Origin of the sequence: Eggerthella sp. AM16-19 (assembly GCF_003474385.1) — a bacterium.
Classification (GTDB): Bacteria; Actinomycetota; Coriobacteriia; order Coriobacteriales; family Eggerthellaceae; genus Senegalimassilia.
Window position 1 is genome coordinate 23,202 of record NZ_QUCY01000001.1, and the last position, 16,193, is coordinate 39,394.

The following is a 16,193-nucleotide window of genomic DNA, read 5'->3' on the forward strand; positions in this document are numbered from 1 at the left end:
CGTGTTTGGTTGTCGCGCTTCCCTGCGCGCTTGGATGGCCCACCGTTGTCGCCGTGGTCGCGTGCGGGGCATGTTGTCGCCGCCCCATCGCGTGCCTGCATCTTCCCCGAGGTGTCGCCAGGCAAAAGAAAAGGCCGCCCGTTCGTGGGCGGCCTTGATGCCGTGCGTCTACTCGGTTGTCGCTTGGTCTACTTCATCAGCCCCGCGTCGCGCAGAACCTTGCGGGACTTGGCAAAAAGCTCCTCGCGCTCTTCTTTGGTCAGCTTTTCGGCGGCTTTCGACTCGGAGGCGCTGTCATCTATGACGAGCACCCAGTCCTCTGGCGTCACTTCTTTTTTGTCAGCCTGAACCATTTCGCTTCCTCGTTTCGCTCGTAGAGCATTTCGGTGGCAAGCTGGTCGATAACATCGCCGCCCGCGTTCGGGCACTCTCTTTTCGCCAGCTCTCGCAGCTCCTCGTACGCTTGTACGACGCTGCGGTCGTTCACCTTGATTTCGTAGATTGTACCATCGTGGCACGCCACCACCGAGCTGCGCACCCAGTCGTTTTCCGCCACCGTTCGAATGTCGGTCCACGACGGCGGCGAGCTCATGGGGTGGTTGTGGATCAGCACCACGCCGCCCTTGGTGCGCCTGCACGCCTCCACCTGCTTGGCGGTCAGGCCGCACGCCTGGCTCTTCAGGCCGTGCCCGAAGGTATCGGTGACGCGCTCGCCCTTCTTCCACGACACGACGGACATACGTTCGTAGCCCGTGCCGTCGCGGTCGCGCAGGATGCGGCGGCTCTCGGCGTACACGGCCTCGCTTGCGCGCTTCGGGATGGGAAGGGACGCCACCTTGTCGTGGTAGGCCCTGCCGTTCACGGCGCGGCGGCTCACGTCTGCGGCGGTGCCCGCGCCCTTGCCCGGCATGAACTTCTCGCGCACCCAGGTCTTGTCCGTGGCAAGCGGGTAGATGCGCTCCTTCGATTCCACGGCGGCCTCGCGCGTGCGCTCGCGGGACAGGTAGGGATGGGCGGCTATGTGCTCGCGCTGGCGCTTCTGCAGCTTGCCCAGGCGCAGGCGCTCCTTGGTGTTGTCGAGCCCGGCGGCCTCCAGGGCCGTTGCCTCGCGCTTGGCGGCGCGTATGCCGCGCTCGAGCTCGCGCTGCTTCTGCTCTGCCTGGTATCGCTCCTCGCGCTTCTCGTCGCCGCCATCGGGATCGCGCTCGTACCGCAGCTGCTGGCCCTCCACGTAGATGCCGAAGTCGTGCTTGCAGTTCGCGCCGCACAGGCCATCGACAGAGCCGTAGCCCGTCTCGCGGTAGAACGGCGGGTACTTCTTGGACTTGCCCGACAGGCTGAACACGCGGCCCTGCCACTTGGCGTGGCTCTCGCGCGCCCCGCCGTGCGAGGAGGTCTGCACGAGGTCGTGCCCGGTCTCTTCAAGCAGTTCCAGCGTGTTGCGGCTGCCGGCCTGCACCGCCTGCGTGCGAATGTGGCGGCGCATGGCCACGTCGGGCTGCGCCCACGCCCCGCTCTTGTAGTCCACGACGGACACGCCGCGCCGCGCCAGCTTCAGCACGGCCTCGCGGGTGGCCTGCTCGTAGCCCGCCATGCCCGAGTTCACCCGAGCCACGGCCTGCGCCACGACTTCGAGGTAGGTGCGCTGCGCATTGGCGGGCATCTTCAGGTTGTCGCGGCTCACGACGTCCTGCACTCCCGCCGCCGTGGCCCGCGCTGAGTTGTGCAGCCTCCACTGCATCGTCTTGGACAGCGCGCCCATGGCCGTGCCCAGCGTGGCCAGGTCGGCCTCGGCGCTCTTGGCCACGGCCTCGGCCGCAGCCTTGGCAGCCTCGCGCGCGGCTCTGCGGCCCTCCTCGTTCATGGCCTTCTGCACGTCCTTGGCGGCAAGCGCCGCCTTGCGGGCGGCCTGCGAGTAGGCGCTGTCGCCCTCGAAGTCGATGGAGCCTATGAGCGCGGCGTAGATGCACACCAGGCGCAGGGTGTATTCGTCCATGGCCCCCTGCGCTGCGTCGGTGAAGTGCTCTATGTAGTCCGGCCCCAGCATCAGGCGAGCCCGTCGCCCAGCATGTCGAACGCGCCGCCCTGCTGCTCGGGCACGTTGGCCTTGGCCTCGTTGCTGGTCTCGCCGTAGAAGCGGCGGCGGTACTCCCACGGGGCCATGATGCCCGCGCCGACCTCGCTCATGGCCATCTCGCGCGCGCTCTGCGTGTCGCTGATGATGGAGTCGTCGAAGTCCACGGTGACGTCGCCGTAGGGCACGGCCTCGCCCTTGATGCTGCGGCACGCGTCGGCCATGCCGTTCACGAGGCGCACGATGGACTTGCGCAGGGCGTTCTCGTGCCGGTGGATGGATCGCATCAGCTGCGAGTTGTCGGCCGCCACCTCCTTGGCGGTCTTCAGACCCGTGTGCGACTCCCAGGAGAAGTAGCCGTTGCCGAAGCCGCACGCCACCGACAGCAGGCGCAGGCCCGTGTTGATGGCGCTGGCGTTCTCGTCGGCCTTGAGGTCGCTCTGAACGGTCTGAATCTTGGCCGACCCCTCGTCGCCGGGGTTCATGCTGAAGATGGTGTCGTCGGCCTCGCCGAAGGCGTAGTAGGTCTTCGTGAGGCTGCCGTCCGGCCCCTTGTCGGTCTTGGACTCTATGAGGGTCTTGTCCACGAACGTGCGCGGGCGGCCCACGCGAATGTGGTCGAGCAGGGAGGTGGCGGCCTCGTCGACCACCTTCATGGCCCCCACGGCGTTGCAGTACACGCTCGCGCCCATCGCGCAGTAGTCGTAGAAGCGGTTCGACACGGCGGGGCGCACCAGCGCGAAAAGCGGGCGGGTGCAGCGCGTGTCCATGTCGGCGCTGATGCCCTCGACCGTCACCTGCTTGTGCGTGCGGGTGTCGAACAGCTGCGTGAGGATGTGGTAGGTGCCGCCCTTGAGCACGTGGGCCTGGCACTGGTCGTAGTCGCGCCCGGCGACCTCCACGCGGCCCACGAACGCGCACTGCGTACAGTCGTCGGCGCTCCACGTGAGCGGGACTATCTGCGTGGCGTCGTAGCGCACGATGCGCAGCTCGGCGTCGGGCGTGTAGGCGCTGTCGGTCACGCCCCGCGGCTCGATGACCCACGCGCCCGTGCCCATGGCGAACGCGCGGGCTATGAAGTCGGCGTTGTCCATGGCGAACGATGTGGGCGCGTCGCCGTCCTCTGTCGGTTGCGGCGCGGCCTGGCCGTCCTCGTGCCCCTCGTCGCCGACGCCGCCCGTCGCCGTGGGGTTGGCGAAGTAGCGCGCCATCCAGGCGCGGCGCTCGTCGCTCGTGCTGGAGATGATCGTGCTCTCGTTCATGAGCAGACTGGCCCACTCGTCGGCCACGAGCGCCGCCGGGTGCAGGCTGGCGCGCTCGCGCTTGTACACGCGGAAGCCGCGCCGCTCGCTGTAGTGGTACCAGCCGTTGTTCGCCGCGAACCAGCCGAACCAGACGCCCACCATGCCCTGCATGCGGGTGTCCGGCTGGTATCCCATGCGGCGCAGCCACGCCTCGGCGTAGCCCGTGTTGCCTCGCTTCTCCATCAGAGGTTGCTCCTTATCCACAGTCCTGCGGCGTAGCCCGCCGCGTCTATCGCGTCGTCGTTCACCTTCGGCAGTGTCTCGGTTATGTCGCCCTGCCCGTTCGACACGTACTCGAACTCGGGGAACTCCTTGGCGGCGAGCGGGCAGCGGTCGGGGTCGATGACTATGCGCGTAAGGTTCTGCATCCACCTGATGCGGCTCTTGGGCGCGTTCAGGCCCTGCTTGAACGACTTCTGCGCGCCGATGCCCTGCTCCTGGTAGTAGAGGATCATGCCGCGCGCCGCGCTGTCGCACCACACGTCGGCGGCGGGGTCCTCGGCCGCCTGCAGCTTGGCCGCCACCAGCTCGGCGGTCTTGACGTCGATGGCCTCGGTTCCCTGGCGGCTCTCCTCGTCCAGCAGGTACAGCACGCGCTCGTTCTCGTCGTAGCCCGCCTCCATGAACACCCAGGGGTGCACGCTGCCCGCGTCCACGCCGAACGAGCGCAGGGCGATGGACGCGCGCTCCTCCGCGGTGATGGGGCGTATGTCCAGCAGCTCGTCGGGGAACACCTCGGAGCCTGTGCCGATGACCTCGCCGAGCCATTGCCAGCGGTAGGAGTCGGGGGTCTTGCGGCGGCTGCGCTCGGCCTCCGCCAGCGCCGCGGCGCTTATCCACTCGGGGTGCTCGTCTATGACGTCCAGGTACGTGGTGTGGCATATGAAGCGCCCGTCCTCGCCCGGGTGGGCCTCCAGGTCGCGCGCCTCCTTGTTCACCCAGTTGCGAGCCGAGCGGGGAGGGTTGTAGCTGTAGAACACCCAGAACATGTCGCCGCCGCGCAGGAACGTGGCCAGCACGCTGCGCACCTCGTCCATGCCGTCGAACTCGTCTACCTCCTCGAACCACACCATGGCGCAGTAGCCGGTGCGGAACTTCGCTGACTTCAGCTTCTTCGGCTTGTCGCATCCCACAAAGCGTATGACTTGCCCGGTGGGGCGGTACGTCACCTCCATGGGGGACAGGCCGAAGTCGAACAGGTGCGCCACGCCCAGCACGTCGCACGCCCAACCTATCTGCTCGTACACGGACGTGCGCAGCGTGTTGCCGACCTTGCGCAGCACGACGGCGTTGGCCTCCGGGTTGAGCATGATCAGCAGCACGATGGCGATGGATATGAACGACGACTTGGTGGAGTTGCGCCCGCCCTTGAACCAGTAGTGCGTGAACTCGTGCGCCTTGATGGAGCGCCACACGCCGGCGAACACGGAGGCCACGACGTCCGAGAGCCTAACCGAGGTCGTCAACGATAGTCACCCCCGCCTCCGCCATGGCGGCCTTCGCGCCGTCCACGCCGAACATGTCGTTGAGCAGCTTCACGCTCTCGGTTATGGCCAGGCGCGCGTCGCCGTTGATGCTGCCCTCGGCCGCCTGGCGGCGGAAGATGGGCAGCGCGCCGTCCAGCACCTCGAACAGCGGGGCGGCCGCGTCCTGCAGCTCCCAGCGGCAGTCCTTGGCGGCCGCGTCGCGGATTTCCTGGATTCTGTGCGCGATTCGTGGGTCGCGCATCAGCTTGGAGGCGGCGCAGCTTATCGAGTTGTAGTTCATGCGCTTGCAGTCGTAGGCCGCGCGGTACGCGTCCTGCTGCTTGGCGCGGGGCTTGGCCATCTCGCGGGCGAACGCTTCCTGCTTCGCCGTGAGCGGCTTGTCCTTCTTGGGCACCTGCGGCCTCCTTCCCTTATCTCTCGGCCCATATGGTCGCAAGCGTGTCGCCGGGCACGGAAAAGGCCGCCCCGAAGGACGGCCCTCTGCCTGTTTCCGTATTCGGTTGCCCCTATCCGCACGCCGCCACGGCCATGGCCATGAGCCCGAGCGCCAGCGCCCTTATGGCGTAGATGGCCGCCGCGTCTATGGCGATTGCCGCCGCTATGAACAGCAGGCACCCCCAGTTGCATCCCGGGCGGTTCATCGCTCCTCCCACTCGACGGTGCCGTCGTCGTACTCGGCCTTGAGCCATTCCAGGTAGTCGGCCTCCTCGCAGAAGCTGGCCAGCAGCCGCTTGCTGGTAGTGCAGCTGCTCATGCGGCTCGTCTCATACACGGCGATGAAGAAGGGCCACGAGTGGAACTCCGTCTCCGTGTGGATGGCCCGCTCGGGCGTGCCGAAAAGGTGCTCCCAGTTCGTCATCGCGCCCCCTCCTTCGCGCTCGGCCCGACCTTGCGGTAGGTGAAGTCCTCGAACAGGTGGCCGCACCAGCGGCAGCGGTCGCCGCCCTTGGGCAGGTGGTGCCAGATCTCGCGCATGCCGCACTTCGGGCAGCGCACCTCGATGCTGGGTCGGCGCTTCGGCTTCTCGGTCTGCTGCTCCATGGCTACTCCACCGCCATCCGCATGGCCGGCTTCATGGCCTCGCGCAGGCTCTTGGCCAGCTCCTCGGCCGTTACCTCGGCCTTCACCTCCACGTTCACGTCGGGCATCGCGAAGCCGCGCGCCTCTTCGGCCTTGAGGCAAGGCATGGCGGCGTCCTGGGCCGCGCCCTTGAGCGTCGGTGACGCTGTCGCCCTCGGCTCGCAGCGCCCCAGCCACAACTCGCACTCGTCCAGCTTCGTGAGCGCCAGGGCGCGCTCGCGGCTCGCCTCGTAGGCCGTCTCGATGCCCTTGCGCAGGTTCCGCACGGCCGTCTCTTCGGTCCCGGCGTCCAGCTTTTCGCGCAGTCGGGCGTTCTCGAACCTCAGGTTGCGAGCCTCGCGACGCGGCACTGCTACCGTATGGCTTTGCTGCTCGCCCCAGCAGTCCTCGCACAGCGGCGCGTCTACGCCCATGTTGTCCTGCCCCAGGGCGTCGATATCGCGCCCGCAGGTATCGCAGATGATTCCCATCGCTATTCCCTTCCTTCCGGCTTCACCGCGCCTGCGAGGAACCACGCCCGCAGGCTCTCGGCGCACTCCGGGCACAAGGCCCTTGCCTTGCCGTCGATTCGCGCGCTGTTCCTCAGCACCATCTTGGCGTAACCCGCCAGGGTCGCCGGCACCTCCTTGCCGCAGCGTTCGCATGCGCACATGTACAGCCTCATGCCTGTTCGCCTCCCTTCGGCAGAGCGTCGGCGATTCGGTCCCAGTCGGTGGCCGGCTTCTCGCTGGAGTACTCGTAGGCCCCCACGCACGGCACCGGCAGCACCGCCATGCCGTCGTGCTCGCCTGCGTACTCGTCTGCGTCCGATCTGCTCTCGAACGCCAGCACCACGTCGCTCTCCGTGGCCACCGCGTAGATCTTCTTCATCGTTTCGTCTCCTATTCGAACTCGAAGCACTCGCATGCCTCGCTTGTCTCGTCTACCGCCTCCACGTCGGGGCCGCCGCCCGTCATGGCGTCGCGGGCGCACACGGCCTCGCCGCCAGCGCCCTGCACGCGGCCGCAGAAGCGGCACTCCCGGCACGTGCGGCCCTCCCACGGGTCGGGCCGGTTCCACGGTGCCCTGGGGTCGGACTCGAAGCACCCGGGCGGGAGGTTCCACCCGCTTGAAGGCTCGTACCCGCTCACATGCACCGCCTGCCCCTCGGCAGCCGACCCCAGCCGTCCATGGCCAGGGCATCCGCGTACTTGGTCGGTTCCGGCAGCAGCAGGTACTCCCAGTGCCCCGAGCCCGGCGGGGCGGGGCGGTTGAACCTCTGCTCGGCCCTGACCCAGCGGAAGTGCAGCCGGTTGGCGTGCGCCAGCCCGTGGCAGCCGCTGCCGTTGCCGCTGCCGCACAGCATCACCGTGGGCTTGGGAACCTCGCGCCCGTCGCGGAACAGCTTGCCCGCCCCGCGCCTCACGATGTGGTGGCGGTTGAGCGGCCACGGCGCGCCGCACACGGCGCACCTGGGCGTCTCGATGCTCGGCCCCTCCATGAGGGGGCGCAGGATCTCGGGCAGCGTGTCAACGTTTGCCATTCGATAGCCTCCTGTCCTTGCCTTGCAGCTCGTACTTGTCGCACATCTCCGACAGGCGGCTCACGATGGCCACCGCCGTCTCCTCGTCGCCGTTCTTGGCCAGGCGGCGTATGAGGTCGCCCTTGCCGTACTGCGTGGTCACGACCACGGGCCTCATGTTCTCGTACCTGTCGTTCACGACGCGGAACACCTGCCCCAGCGTCCAGTCGGTGGGGGACTCCTTGCCCAGGTCGTCCAGCACCAGGCACCCCACGCTGGAGAGCCTGGACAGCACGCCGTCCTCGGTGCCGTCGCCGCCGTAGGTGCCCTTGATGGCGGCCAGCACGCCCAGCATGTCGGTCACCCTCACGCTGGTGCCGCCGTCCACCAGGAGCCGCGCCACGGCGCTCGCCAGGTGGGTCTTGCCGGTTCCCACGGGGCCGCAGATGTACGCCCCGCGCCCTTGCTCAACCTTCGCGGCAATGCCCTCGGCCATGGGGGAGGCGGCCGTCATGAAGCGGGGCTTGATTCCGGCCCGCTCGTAGGCCCGGCGGCGTTTGGCCGCGGCCTCCTCGGCCTTGGCCCTGGCCTCAAGGCGCGAACGCTCGTCGCGCTCCGCCACGGCACCCGGGCAGCCGCACGGCTTCCAGCCGCAGAAGGTGCGGCGGCCAGCCAGCACCACGTAGCGGACCTCCAGCTGCGCCCCGCAGTGGGGGCACTCAGTCGTACTCGGCATAGCCGTCGGCCTCCTTCCGGGTCCTCGGGCCGCGGTTCACGTAGTCCTCGAACTTCGGCGAGAACAGCGTGGAGGGCCGCAGGTACTTGGCCATCTTCGGGTCGCCCGCCCACTCGGCTGCCATCGTGTCGATGACGGCCAGGAAGTCGGGGAGGCGGTAGCCCTCGGCCCAGCGGGCGTGTATCAGCCTGCGGGTCTTGGCGCTGCTTGAGCGGTAGCGGGTGCCGGCTGCCTCGTTGAGCGCATGCACGATTTCGTCAAAGGGGATTAAGGGGTTATCTATATACTCAACCTCAACCTCAACCTCTGCATTGCCGCAACTCGATGCGCCTGCATGTGCATCCGCATCTGCTTGCGCATGTGCGACTGCATCTGTATCCGCATATGCTCCCGCATGTGCTTGCGCATCGGCTTGCGCCCGTGCCGCCGCATCGTCCACCGCGTCTTCCTTCCCCGGCCTGTTGCCCCAGCGGGCGTTGGCCGCCTTCCTTGCGCGCTCGCTCTTCTCGTCGCCCATGTCGAGCCTGCCCTTGAGCACCAGGAAGGTAGGCAGCCACGCGGGGCTGCCCTGCGGCTCCTTGCCCGTGAACCGGTACTCGACGATGGCGTAGATGAACGGCGCGCGCTGCTTCTCGGGCATGGCCTGCGCGGCCGCCCAGAAGTCGTCGTGTATAACCATGCCCATAGTGTCGCCGTCGTCTTCCCTAAAACGGGATATCCTCGTCGTACAGATCGGGCATGGCCTGCTGCTGCGGCATGGCCTGCTGCTGCGGCGCGGGCTGCTGTGGCGCGTACGCCTGCTGAGTGGCCGGCTGCGGCGCGTAGGCGGGCTGCTGCGGCGCAGGTGCCGGGGCGGGGCGTCCCTGGCCGTACGTGCGGGCCTGCGGCGCTTGCGGGGCCGCCTGGGGCGCGTACTGCTGCGGCGCGTAGCCCTGCTGCTGTTGCTGGCCGCTCATGAACTCCAGCTCGTCCACCACGACCTCCAGCGCGCTGCGCTTCTGGCCGGTCTGCTGGTCGTTCCAGCTGCGGTAGCGCAGCTTGCCCTCGACGGCCACCTTGCTGCCCTTGGCGAGGTACTGCGCCAGCTTCTCGCCGCGGGTGCCGAACAGCGTGCAGTCCACGAAGTTCGGGTAGTCCTCCCACTGCCCGGTCTGCTGGTTCTTGCGGCGGTCGTTGACGGCCACGCCCATGGACAGCACGGACATGCCGCCAGACGTGGAGCGCAGCACGGGGTCGCGGGTCAGGTTGCCGGATATGCACACGCGGTTGATGCTCATAGATACCCTCCTTGGGTTACGTCCCCGCTGTTCCAGATGCGGGTGATCTGCGCGTCTACCATGCGGATACGCAGCTTGATTACGTTGATGGCCTCCTGCGAGGCCTTGTAGATGGCCTCGGAGCAGTCGCGGCGGCGCTTGGCCTCCGCTATCTGCTCCTGGCCCCGGCACACGTCGCCGATGATGGTGACGGGCGTGCCCTTCTGGCGCTCGTTCAGGATGGCGATGCGCAGGGCCTTGCGGTACTCGGCCTCGTTCTCGGCGTACTGGCAGCCCGACTCCTTGCAGGTCTTCAGCTCGGCCTCCAGCCTGTCGGTCAGCTCGTCCAGCTCCTCGGTGAGCGCCTGCATCTACTCCACCTGCCAGTCGGGGCGCGGGCAGCACGGGCTGTTGGCCACGAACTCCATGTACTGCGGCATGCTGGCGAACTGGTAGCGCGCCCCGCAGCTGCGGCAGTGGGCCGTGAAGGGGCCGTCTGCGGGCGGCTGCTTCTCCTCGGGCGCGGGCTGCTCCTCCATGGCGTCGGGATCGCTCTGCCCGTCGATGGCGAACGCGCCGCACAGCGCGTACTTGCGGGCGTAGCTCGACGCCATGCCGGTCACCTGGGCGTCGTCCGAGCCCTTCTTGTGCTCGTCCTCGCGGGCGTAGGCGCTCACCTGCAGTAGGCCCTCGCCGCCCTCGGCGGGGAACACGCACGCCGTGGACTTCACGTAGTAGCGGTCGCCTATCTGCACCAGCTCGTCGGTCATGAAGAACGCCAGGCCCTCCTTGGCGCACGGCTCCTTCAGCGCGGCCACTATGTCCTCGTAGCTGCGGTAGCTGAACTTGCCGAAAGCGTTGTACTTGGCCTTGGGCACCACCACGGCGCGCTGCACGCGGGCAACGGCCGCCATGAGGTCGATGGACTGCTGTTCCTGGGTCATGCTAGTAGCCTCCGTTCATCCGCTCGTAAACCTGGCCCACCGTGCCGTGCATGATGGTGCCCACGACGCCCTGCGCCTTGAGGGCCGCCGCGACGCCCTGCATCTGCTCGCGCGTGGCGCACGGCACCACGACCGTCCACGGGTCGCCCGCCATGGCCACGGGTGCCGGTGCGGGCGGCGCTGGCGGCACCGGGGCGGGCATGGGCGCGGGCTGCGGCTCGGGCATCTGCTCAAGCGGCTGCGGGAACTCTGCGGGCTGGCATTCCGCGGGCTCGGGCACCGCTTCGGGTTCGGGTTCGGGCTCTTCCACGGGTTCCGGCTCCATGGCCGCCTTCAGCTCGGCGATGCGCCGGCGCTCCTCCTCGGCCTTGTGCGCCGCCGTTATGGCCGCGCCCAGGTCCAGGGTGGCGAACAGCTCGCGCTCGGCCTCGTCGTAGAACGGCTCGCCCTGGAACTGCGCCTTGAGGGTTTCCCAGTCCTGGGCCAGGCGCTCCACCTTGGCCTCCAGGGCCTTGAATGCCTTCACCTCGCCGAAGGTCTTGTTGGTCCACTGCTTCTCGTGGAAACGCTCATAGGGCACGACGGGGGCCAGCAGCCCGGCGAACTCCTCGTAGTGCTCCCGCAGCTTGGCGTACGCGCGCAGCTGGCGCTCCTCCTCGGCCTCGTCCAGCTGTGCCTTGATGCCGTCGGCTGCCTGCTTCGCGATGCCCGCCACGGCCTTGCACCTGTCCTCGAACGCGGCCAGGGGCTTCGTGTACTCGCGGCTCACGGCCTTGCGGCGCTCGTCTATCTCCTTGGCGATGCCGTTGAGGTAGGCGCGGTCGCGCTTGGCGGCCTTCACGTTCTCGTCCTTGCCCATGTCGTAGGTCGCGCCCTCGTAGTCGGCCACCAGCCTGCGCACGTGCGCCTCCAGGGCGTCGAAGTTGGCCTCGATCACGGCGGGGGAGTACGCCACGGTCAGCTCTGACGCCTCCTCGGGCTCGATGATCTCGGCCTCAACTGCTTCGCTCATTTACTCCTCGCTTCCCAGGCGCGCCATGCACGCCTCGTAGGTTTCCGTCTCGGCCGCGTTCGGCTCGTAGCCGTCGGCCTTCATGGCCTCGTAGATGATGGTCACGTTCTCGACCGTCTCTCGGTTGAAGTACACGGAGCTGCCGCCTTCCATGAGGCTCCAGGCCGTCCAGCCGCTCATGTTCCACGCTGCCCGCCAGCCCATGGCCAGGGCCAGCTCGGTGGGCGTGCGGTCGATGGGTCGGCCCAGCAGCTCCTCGAACGATTCCACGGCCTCGGCCTCCATGACGAACGCGGTCAGCGCCAGAGCCGTGCGGCGCATCGACTTGAGGTCGCCCGCGTGGGCGGCAAGCCACTCGCGGCGGGCCTTCGCGCCGTCCTCGTAGGCGGCCTGGAAGTCGGCCTTGCGCTGGGCTGCGGCCTGTGCGGCCTCGTCGGCCCCCTCGGCCACCGGCGCCAGCAGGGTCACGCCGAACGACGTCTCCTCGGCCAGAAGCCCCGCGCCCGCGTTGTCGGCCACGTAGGCGTCCAGCGCCGCCAGGTCGGGGCGGTAGTCGGAAAACGTGCGGCATGCGGCGAAGCCCTCGGGGCATTCGTCGACGAACTCGACGCCCGCGTCGGCAAGCACCGCCACCACCTCGGCGCGGTTGCGCCTCTGCTCGGCCTCGGCCTTCAGGCCCGCGTACACGCGCTGCCATTCGGACTGCTTGCAGTCGCGCAGCTCGGCCACGGCCTCGTCGTCGCCCTCGAACTCGGCGATGGCCGCCAGGCGGTCGAGCGTCATGTCGTAGGCGGCGTCCTGCACCCTGCGGGCGGCGCGGCGCGCCTTGGCCACGGTGCCCGCGTCGGTGCGGGCGGCCACGGCCACCTCCTCGTCGGGAATGTCGAGCGCCAGCATGGTCTGCACGCCGCGCGACTTCTCCTCGGCGGTCAGCTCCAGCTTGGCGTCGGTCTCCACCATGGCCTTGGCGGCCTCCACGCGCGCCAGCTCGGCGTCGTCCAGGTCGTCGTAGACCTCGGCGAGGAAACGCTCGGTGCCGATGGCCCTCATGGCGCGCACGCGGCACTCGCCGTCGATGATCCAGTAGATGCCGCCCTCCTTGTACAGGATGGGCTTCATGACGGGCTGGCCGGGGTTGAGGCGGTTGACCTTGAACTGCGCGGCCAGGCCCGCGATGTGCTCGGCGCTCTCCCTGGTGGTGAAGTCGCGCGGGTTCATCGGCTCGCCGTCGGCGCGCTCGTAGGGGTACACGTCGCAGATCGCGACCTCCTCTAGCGATTGCATGCGCGGGCCTCCTCGTCTACGACCACGCGGCACTCCATGCCCACCAGGCGGGCGCGGCACGCCACGCGGGCCACCTCGCCCATGAGCGCGATGCGCTTGGTGGGCACGGGGCCGTTCTTGATTTGCGCGGCCATGCAGGCGGCCCCCATGTTGAACGCCTGGCGCATGGCGGCGTCGAAGCCGCCGTCGCCCGGCTCGGGCACGGGGACGGCGCGCTCGATGCGCTTCAGGATGCTGTCCACCGTCTTGTCCGCGACGGTCTTGCTGATGATTTCTGTGAGCATTTGGGTCTCCTAACTGGGAAAACTAAAAGTGATAAAAACTTTTCAGGATTTCGGAACTTTTTTCTCTATGCGCTCCTTGCGCTTCTGCGCCGCCTTGACCCTGCGGTACAGGTAGCGGCACAGCCACCGCTCCATGGCCTCGTCGTGCGCCTCTGCTGCCTTGTCGGCGGCGTAGCGGCTCATGCCCGAGGTGTCCGGGGCCTGCGGCATGGGGTCGGCGCGGCTCTCTCGGCCGCACTCGGTGCGCTCGTAGGTGCGGCGCTCCTCTGCGGTCAGCCTCGGCAGCAGCTCGGCTATGCGGGCCTCTATGGCCTCAAGCTGCTGCTGGCGTCTGCACGGTTCGCAGATGCCGTCCTTGCCGAGGGTCGCCCTGCGGCACCCGCACGACGGGCACAGCTCCAGGCGGTGGCGGTAGCAGCGCAGGGACACGTGGCCGCCGCTGGCGTTGATCACGCGCCGCGCGTTATCCAACTGGTTCTTGGACAGCCGCAGCTCGCGGCGAATCTCGCGGGCGGGCACCTTTCCCGCCAGCTCGGCTATGCGGTCGAGGTCGGCCTTGCGCCACGCCCTGTGTGGCCTGCCCTTGTCTCGGCGGGTCACTCGTCGCTCACCTCCACGACCACGCGGGGGCGCGCCCTGTCGGTGAGCACCCTGTCGGGGCACTGCTCCACGTACTTGCGGGAGTCGTCCTTGATTACGCCCGCCGCCACCAGGCCGTCGAGCACGAACTTGCGCGCGAAGCCCACGTTGTCGGCGTCGCGGCGCATGTCGGGCTCGTAGAACGTGGTGCGCACGGTCACCCGGCGCTCGAAGCGCGGCGCGCGCTGCTGCATGGCCGCCGCCCTCACGCGCGCCGTCTCGCGCTTCTTCATGGCCGCCGCCTTGTAGCGGTTGGCGCGCTCGGCGCTGATGTAGTCGTTCAGGCTCGGCATTCGGCCCTCGACCGTGACGGTGCACCTCATTGCGCGCCCCTGTCGTAGATGCCCTGCGCCTCGGTTAGCGTGGAGGCGGCGAAAACGGCTGGGCCCACGATGGCCTCCCACGTGCCCACCAGGTCCACGGAGTCCACCGGCGTGCGGCGGAAGCTCACGGCGGCCAGCATGGAGGGGCGCTGCAGCACCATGTAGCGGGACAGCACGCTCCACAGGTTGTGGTCGCGCTTGAACTCGCTGGCCTCGCTCACGGTCATGCCGTTCTGGCACGCCAGGGTGTACACGTTGTCGCGCTGGATGACGTGGCCCTCCAGCATCAGGCGGTAGCAGATGCGGCGCAGCTTCGCCCATGTATCGGGGTTCGAGGCAACCCAGCCGCACGCCTTGGCCACGAGGGCCTGGGCCTTGGCGTCTACCTCGGCCATACTGTTGCCTCCAGCGCCCATGTGGCGGCGATGCACGCGCAGACGAACAGGGCGGCGAAAACGGCCTGCAGCCTCTCGCGGCGCTGCTCGGGTGTTACACTGGTCTCGGTTCGGAAGTGAACCGTTGCGGTGCGCGTCTTTCGCTTGCCGGCTGCGACGCGCACCCTCTTTCCCTTGATCTTTTCCATTCCTGGAACTTCCTCTCGTTCTCTGGGTCCTTGTAGAACTCGCGCATCATGGCGGCGCACTCGTCGCACATGGCGCGCTGTATCGGGGTCATTCGCCCGCGCGGCCCGGCAGAAGCAGCGGGGCGTCCTCGTAGGCGACCTCACCGGTGTCCCTATCCACGAACATCACCTCCTGGTCGTCGTACACGTGGATGTTGAGCATCTGCCCCGTGAACTCCACCAGCTTGGGGATGAAGTCACGGAACTTCGGGTCCAGCTCAAACTGCAGCACGCACTTGCCGCTCTTCACGTTGAGGGCGGTGAACCCCCCCCGTACGGTCACCTCGTTCAGCATGGCCTACTCCTTCTCGTCGTACGCGGTGTCGCGTGCGATGGTCTTAAAGTCGGTGCTCCAGCCCTTGCCGTTCACGCTGAACTGCACGGAGCTGTAGACGTTGAACTGCACGCCGCCGAGCTCGAACCAGGTCGTGCTCGCCTCCAGAAGCTCGATGCCGCTCGTCTGGAAGCCCCACATGGCCGCGATGCGGCGCTTGAGGCTGACGTGCGTCTCCTCCATGCAGCCGTTCTCGGCCAGCTCGAAGTTGACGGCCACGCGCTTGCGGTCGTCGATGAGGTGGTCGAGCGTTTTGCCGATGATCTCGGCGACGAACTCGGGCTGGTGGCTCTTGGTGGTCATGGTGTGTCCCCTTTTCTGATAGGTAAATCTAATTACAGTTTGAAGCGAAAAAAATTTCTTCGGGTTTGTAGCCCAAGAAGTCGGCGGCCTTTTTAGCCGTCTCGATGCGCATACGGTCTGGGTGGTCTTCATAAACATCGTATGTAGGTCCTGAAATGCCCAGATGTTCAGCCATTGCCTTCTTGGTTACGCCCTTGCTCATGCGCGCCTGCTTGAGTGACTTCATACTCCCTCCTTTCTGTCCATAACTGTAATTAATCTTCAGAACACGGTCAAGATTAATTTTGGTAAAATTGAAAATAAATTTAAGTCCTGGAAGGAGTTAAGATGCCGATATCCGACAACATAAAGAAGTTACGGCAGATTTTCGACGTTACCCAGGATGAACTGGGTGAGATTGCAGGTGTGACAGGTAACGCCGTTTCGCAGTGGGAAAATGGCCGCTCCGAACCCCGTATGGGAGCTATTGAGCGCATGGCGGCCTGCTATCAGATTAGTAAGTCACACCTTATAGAAGACGGCGGAATGGATCAGATTGACCCCGTGACCAAAAAGCCCAAGGGCAGCCCCTATATGCCCGCCGGTGCCATGCCCGTGGTGGCCAGCAGCGCCACCGTGCCGCTGCTCGCGCTCGGGCGCGTGCACGCCGGCGCGCTCGCCGACGAGGAGGAGATAGCGCACCGCGTTGAGGTGCCCGCCTCGGTGTGCGCCGGGCATCCGCGCGCGTTCGCCCTGGAGGTCGAGGGCGACTGCATGAACCGCGTCATACCCGAGGGCAGCCACGTGCTGGTCGACCCCGACCGCCAGCCCGCCAACGGGTCCATCGCCGTGGTGGAGACCGAGGACTACCGCGCGGTCATGCGCCGCTGGTACAAGGGCAGCACCAAGCTGATGCTGTCGGCGGATAGCTTCGAGGACTACGAGGACATGATTTTCGGCATGGACGACGGCCCCGTGCGCGTGATCGGCACGGTGGTGTGGTTCCAGGCCGCCGACGAGATGGAGTAGCC

General features: G+C 67.4%; 29 protein-coding genes and 1 pseudogene. 2 read left to right on the plus strand and 28 right to left on the minus strand.

The genetic code is table 11. The annotated features are described in order from the left end of the window. Positions 1-188 precede the first annotated feature (188 nt). From DW178_RS11215 to DW178_RS00260, 28 genes are all read right to left on the minus strand, one after another. Positions 189-353: a hypothetical protein gene (locus tag DW178_RS11215; RefSeq protein ID WP_158573939.1), complete on the minus strand. Its 165-nt coding sequence runs from the start codon at positions 351-353 to the stop codon at positions 189-191. Next, positions 326-2,047, minus strand: coding sequence for a phage minor capsid protein (locus tag DW178_RS00140; RefSeq protein WP_118349159.1), 1,722 nt, complete (start codon positions 2,045-2,047; stop codon positions 326-328). The genes DW178_RS11215 and DW178_RS00140 overlap by 28 nt, the downstream gene beginning before the upstream one ends. Beyond that, positions 2,047-3,561: a phage portal protein gene (locus DW178_RS00145; RefSeq protein WP_117765329.1), complete on the minus strand. Its 1,515-nt coding sequence runs from the start codon at positions 3,559-3,561 to the stop codon at positions 2,047-2,049. Before DW178_RS00145 ends, DW178_RS00140 begins: the two co-directional genes overlap by 1 nt. After that, on the minus strand, positions 3,561-4,844 hold the full coding sequence (locus DW178_RS00150; RefSeq protein ID WP_118349160.1) for a PBSX family phage terminase large subunit: 1,284 nt from the start codon (positions 4,842-4,844) through the stop codon (positions 3,561-3,563). Before DW178_RS00150 ends, DW178_RS00145 begins: the two co-directional genes overlap by 1 nt. Continuing rightward, positions 4,828-5,259 (minus strand): hypothetical protein, encoded by a 432-nt coding sequence (locus DW178_RS00155; protein ID WP_117765325.1) that lies wholly within the window; start codon positions 5,257-5,259, stop codon positions 4,828-4,830. The genes DW178_RS00150 and DW178_RS00155 overlap by 17 nt, the downstream gene beginning before the upstream one ends. 112 nt (positions 5,260-5,371) lie before the next feature. Further along, positions 5,372-5,506: a hypothetical protein gene (locus DW178_RS11475; protein WP_264297873.1), complete on the minus strand. Its 135-nt coding sequence runs from the start codon at positions 5,504-5,506 to the stop codon at positions 5,372-5,374. Further along, a complete protein-coding gene (locus DW178_RS00160) occupies positions 5,503-5,724 on the minus strand; it encodes a hypothetical protein (protein WP_118349161.1) in 222 nt (73 codons plus the stop codon). The genes DW178_RS11475 and DW178_RS00160 overlap by 4 nt, the downstream gene beginning before the upstream one ends. Next, positions 5,721-5,906: a hypothetical protein gene (locus DW178_RS00165; protein WP_117637868.1), complete on the minus strand. Its 186-nt coding sequence runs from the start codon at positions 5,904-5,906 to the stop codon at positions 5,721-5,723. Before DW178_RS00165 ends, DW178_RS00160 begins: the two co-directional genes overlap by 4 nt. A 2-nt stretch (positions 5,907-5,908) precedes the next feature. Continuing rightward, positions 5,909-6,415, minus strand: coding sequence for a hypothetical protein (locus DW178_RS00170; RefSeq protein WP_118349162.1), 507 nt, complete (start codon positions 6,413-6,415; stop codon positions 5,909-5,911). Between the two features lie 2 nt (positions 6,416-6,417). Next, positions 6,418-6,609, minus strand: a complete 192-nt coding sequence (locus tag DW178_RS00175) for a hypothetical protein (protein WP_117637866.1) — start codon at positions 6,607-6,609, stop codon at positions 6,418-6,420. After that, positions 6,606-6,815 carry a DUF3110 domain-containing protein gene (locus DW178_RS00180; protein WP_118349163.1) on the minus strand — a complete coding sequence of 70 codons (210 nt, stop codon included), beginning with the start codon at positions 6,813-6,815 and terminating at the stop codon, positions 6,606-6,608. The genes DW178_RS00175 and DW178_RS00180 overlap by 4 nt, the downstream gene beginning before the upstream one ends. Before the next feature lie 11 nt (positions 6,816-6,826). Continuing rightward, positions 6,827-7,075 carry a hypothetical protein gene (locus DW178_RS00185; protein ID WP_147363780.1) on the minus strand — a complete coding sequence of 83 codons (249 nt, stop codon included), beginning with the start codon at positions 7,073-7,075 and terminating at the stop codon, positions 6,827-6,829. After that, entirely contained in the window at positions 7,072-7,467 is a 396-nt protein-coding gene (locus DW178_RS00190) for a hypothetical protein (protein ID WP_118349165.1), read from the minus strand. Before DW178_RS00190 ends, DW178_RS00185 begins: the two co-directional genes overlap by 4 nt. Beyond that, positions 7,454-8,182, minus strand: a complete 729-nt coding sequence (locus tag DW178_RS00195; RefSeq protein WP_118349166.1) for an ATP-binding protein — start codon at positions 8,180-8,182, stop codon at positions 7,454-7,456. The genes DW178_RS00190 and DW178_RS00195 overlap by 14 nt, the downstream gene beginning before the upstream one ends. Beyond that, positions 8,166-8,867 carry a conserved phage C-terminal domain-containing protein gene (locus DW178_RS00200; protein ID WP_117637862.1) on the minus strand — a complete coding sequence of 234 codons (702 nt, stop codon included), beginning with the start codon at positions 8,865-8,867 and terminating at the stop codon, positions 8,166-8,168. The genes DW178_RS00195 and DW178_RS00200 overlap by 17 nt, the downstream gene beginning before the upstream one ends. Before the next feature lie 19 nt (positions 8,868-8,886). Continuing rightward, a complete protein-coding gene (locus DW178_RS00205) occupies positions 8,887-9,459 on the minus strand; it encodes a single-stranded DNA-binding protein (RefSeq protein ID WP_118349167.1) in 573 nt (190 codons plus the stop codon). Continuing rightward, a complete protein-coding gene (locus DW178_RS00210; RefSeq protein WP_117637860.1) occupies positions 9,456-9,809 on the minus strand; it encodes a hypothetical protein in 354 nt (117 codons plus the stop codon). Before DW178_RS00210 ends, DW178_RS00205 begins: the two co-directional genes overlap by 4 nt. Next, complete coding sequence (locus DW178_RS00215; RefSeq protein ID WP_199410671.1) at positions 9,810-10,382, minus strand: ERF family protein; 573 nt, start codon at positions 10,380-10,382, stop codon at positions 9,810-9,812. It abuts the gene before it with no gap. Between the two features lies 1 nt (position 10,383). Next, entirely contained in the window at positions 10,384-11,394 is a 1,011-nt protein-coding gene (locus DW178_RS00220; protein ID WP_117637859.1) for a DUF1351 domain-containing protein, read from the minus strand. After that, complete coding sequence (locus DW178_RS00225; RefSeq protein ID WP_118349168.1) at positions 11,395-12,678, minus strand: ParB/RepB/Spo0J family partition protein; 1,284 nt, start codon at positions 12,676-12,678, stop codon at positions 11,395-11,397. After that, positions 12,666-12,962 carry a hypothetical protein gene (locus DW178_RS00230; protein WP_117765307.1) on the minus strand — a complete coding sequence of 99 codons (297 nt, stop codon included), beginning with the start codon at positions 12,960-12,962 and terminating at the stop codon, positions 12,666-12,668. The genes DW178_RS00225 and DW178_RS00230 overlap by 13 nt, the downstream gene beginning before the upstream one ends. Positions 12,963-13,004: 42 nt before the next feature. Then, on the minus strand, positions 13,005-13,562 hold the full coding sequence (locus DW178_RS00235; protein ID WP_117765305.1) for a hypothetical protein: 558 nt from the start codon (positions 13,560-13,562) through the stop codon (positions 13,005-13,007). Continuing rightward, positions 13,559-13,924 carry a RusA family crossover junction endodeoxyribonuclease gene (locus DW178_RS11220; RefSeq protein ID WP_158551309.1) on the minus strand — a complete coding sequence of 122 codons (366 nt, stop codon included), beginning with the start codon at positions 13,922-13,924 and terminating at the stop codon, positions 13,559-13,561. Before DW178_RS11220 ends, DW178_RS00235 begins: the two co-directional genes overlap by 4 nt. Further along, positions 13,921-14,319 carry a hypothetical protein gene (locus DW178_RS11225; protein WP_158551308.1) on the minus strand — a complete coding sequence of 133 codons (399 nt, stop codon included), beginning with the start codon at positions 14,317-14,319 and terminating at the stop codon, positions 13,921-13,923. The genes DW178_RS11220 and DW178_RS11225 overlap by 4 nt, the downstream gene beginning before the upstream one ends. After that, positions 14,307-14,507 (minus strand): hypothetical protein, encoded by a 201-nt coding sequence (locus DW178_RS00245; RefSeq protein WP_117637854.1) that lies wholly within the window; start codon positions 14,505-14,507, stop codon positions 14,307-14,309. Before DW178_RS00245 ends, DW178_RS11225 begins: the two co-directional genes overlap by 13 nt. Before the next feature lie 88 nt (positions 14,508-14,595). After that, on the minus strand, positions 14,596-14,841 hold the full coding sequence (locus DW178_RS00250; RefSeq protein ID WP_118349169.1) for a hypothetical protein: 246 nt from the start codon (positions 14,839-14,841) through the stop codon (positions 14,596-14,598). Positions 14,842-14,844: 3 nt separating this feature from the next. After that, positions 14,845-15,183: a hypothetical protein gene (locus tag DW178_RS00255; protein ID WP_118349170.1), complete on the minus strand. Its 339-nt coding sequence runs from the start codon at positions 15,181-15,183 to the stop codon at positions 14,845-14,847. Positions 15,184-15,211: 28 nt separating this feature from the next. Beyond that, positions 15,212-15,409 carry a helix-turn-helix domain-containing protein gene (locus DW178_RS00260; RefSeq protein WP_117637851.1) on the minus strand — a complete coding sequence of 66 codons (198 nt, stop codon included), beginning with the start codon at positions 15,407-15,409 and terminating at the stop codon, positions 15,212-15,214. A gap of 101 nt (positions 15,410-15,510) precedes the next feature. Here DW178_RS00260 and DW178_RS11630 point away from each other — a divergent pair. Then, positions 15,511-15,672, plus strand: a pseudogene (locus DW178_RS11630) (helix-turn-helix domain-containing protein); the annotation flags it as partial. A 36-nt stretch (positions 15,673-15,708) separates the two neighbouring features. Then, a complete protein-coding gene (locus tag DW178_RS00265) occupies positions 15,709-16,191 on the plus strand; it encodes a LexA family protein (protein WP_286168397.1) in 483 nt (160 codons plus the stop codon). Positions 16,192-16,193 lie beyond the last annotated feature (2 nt).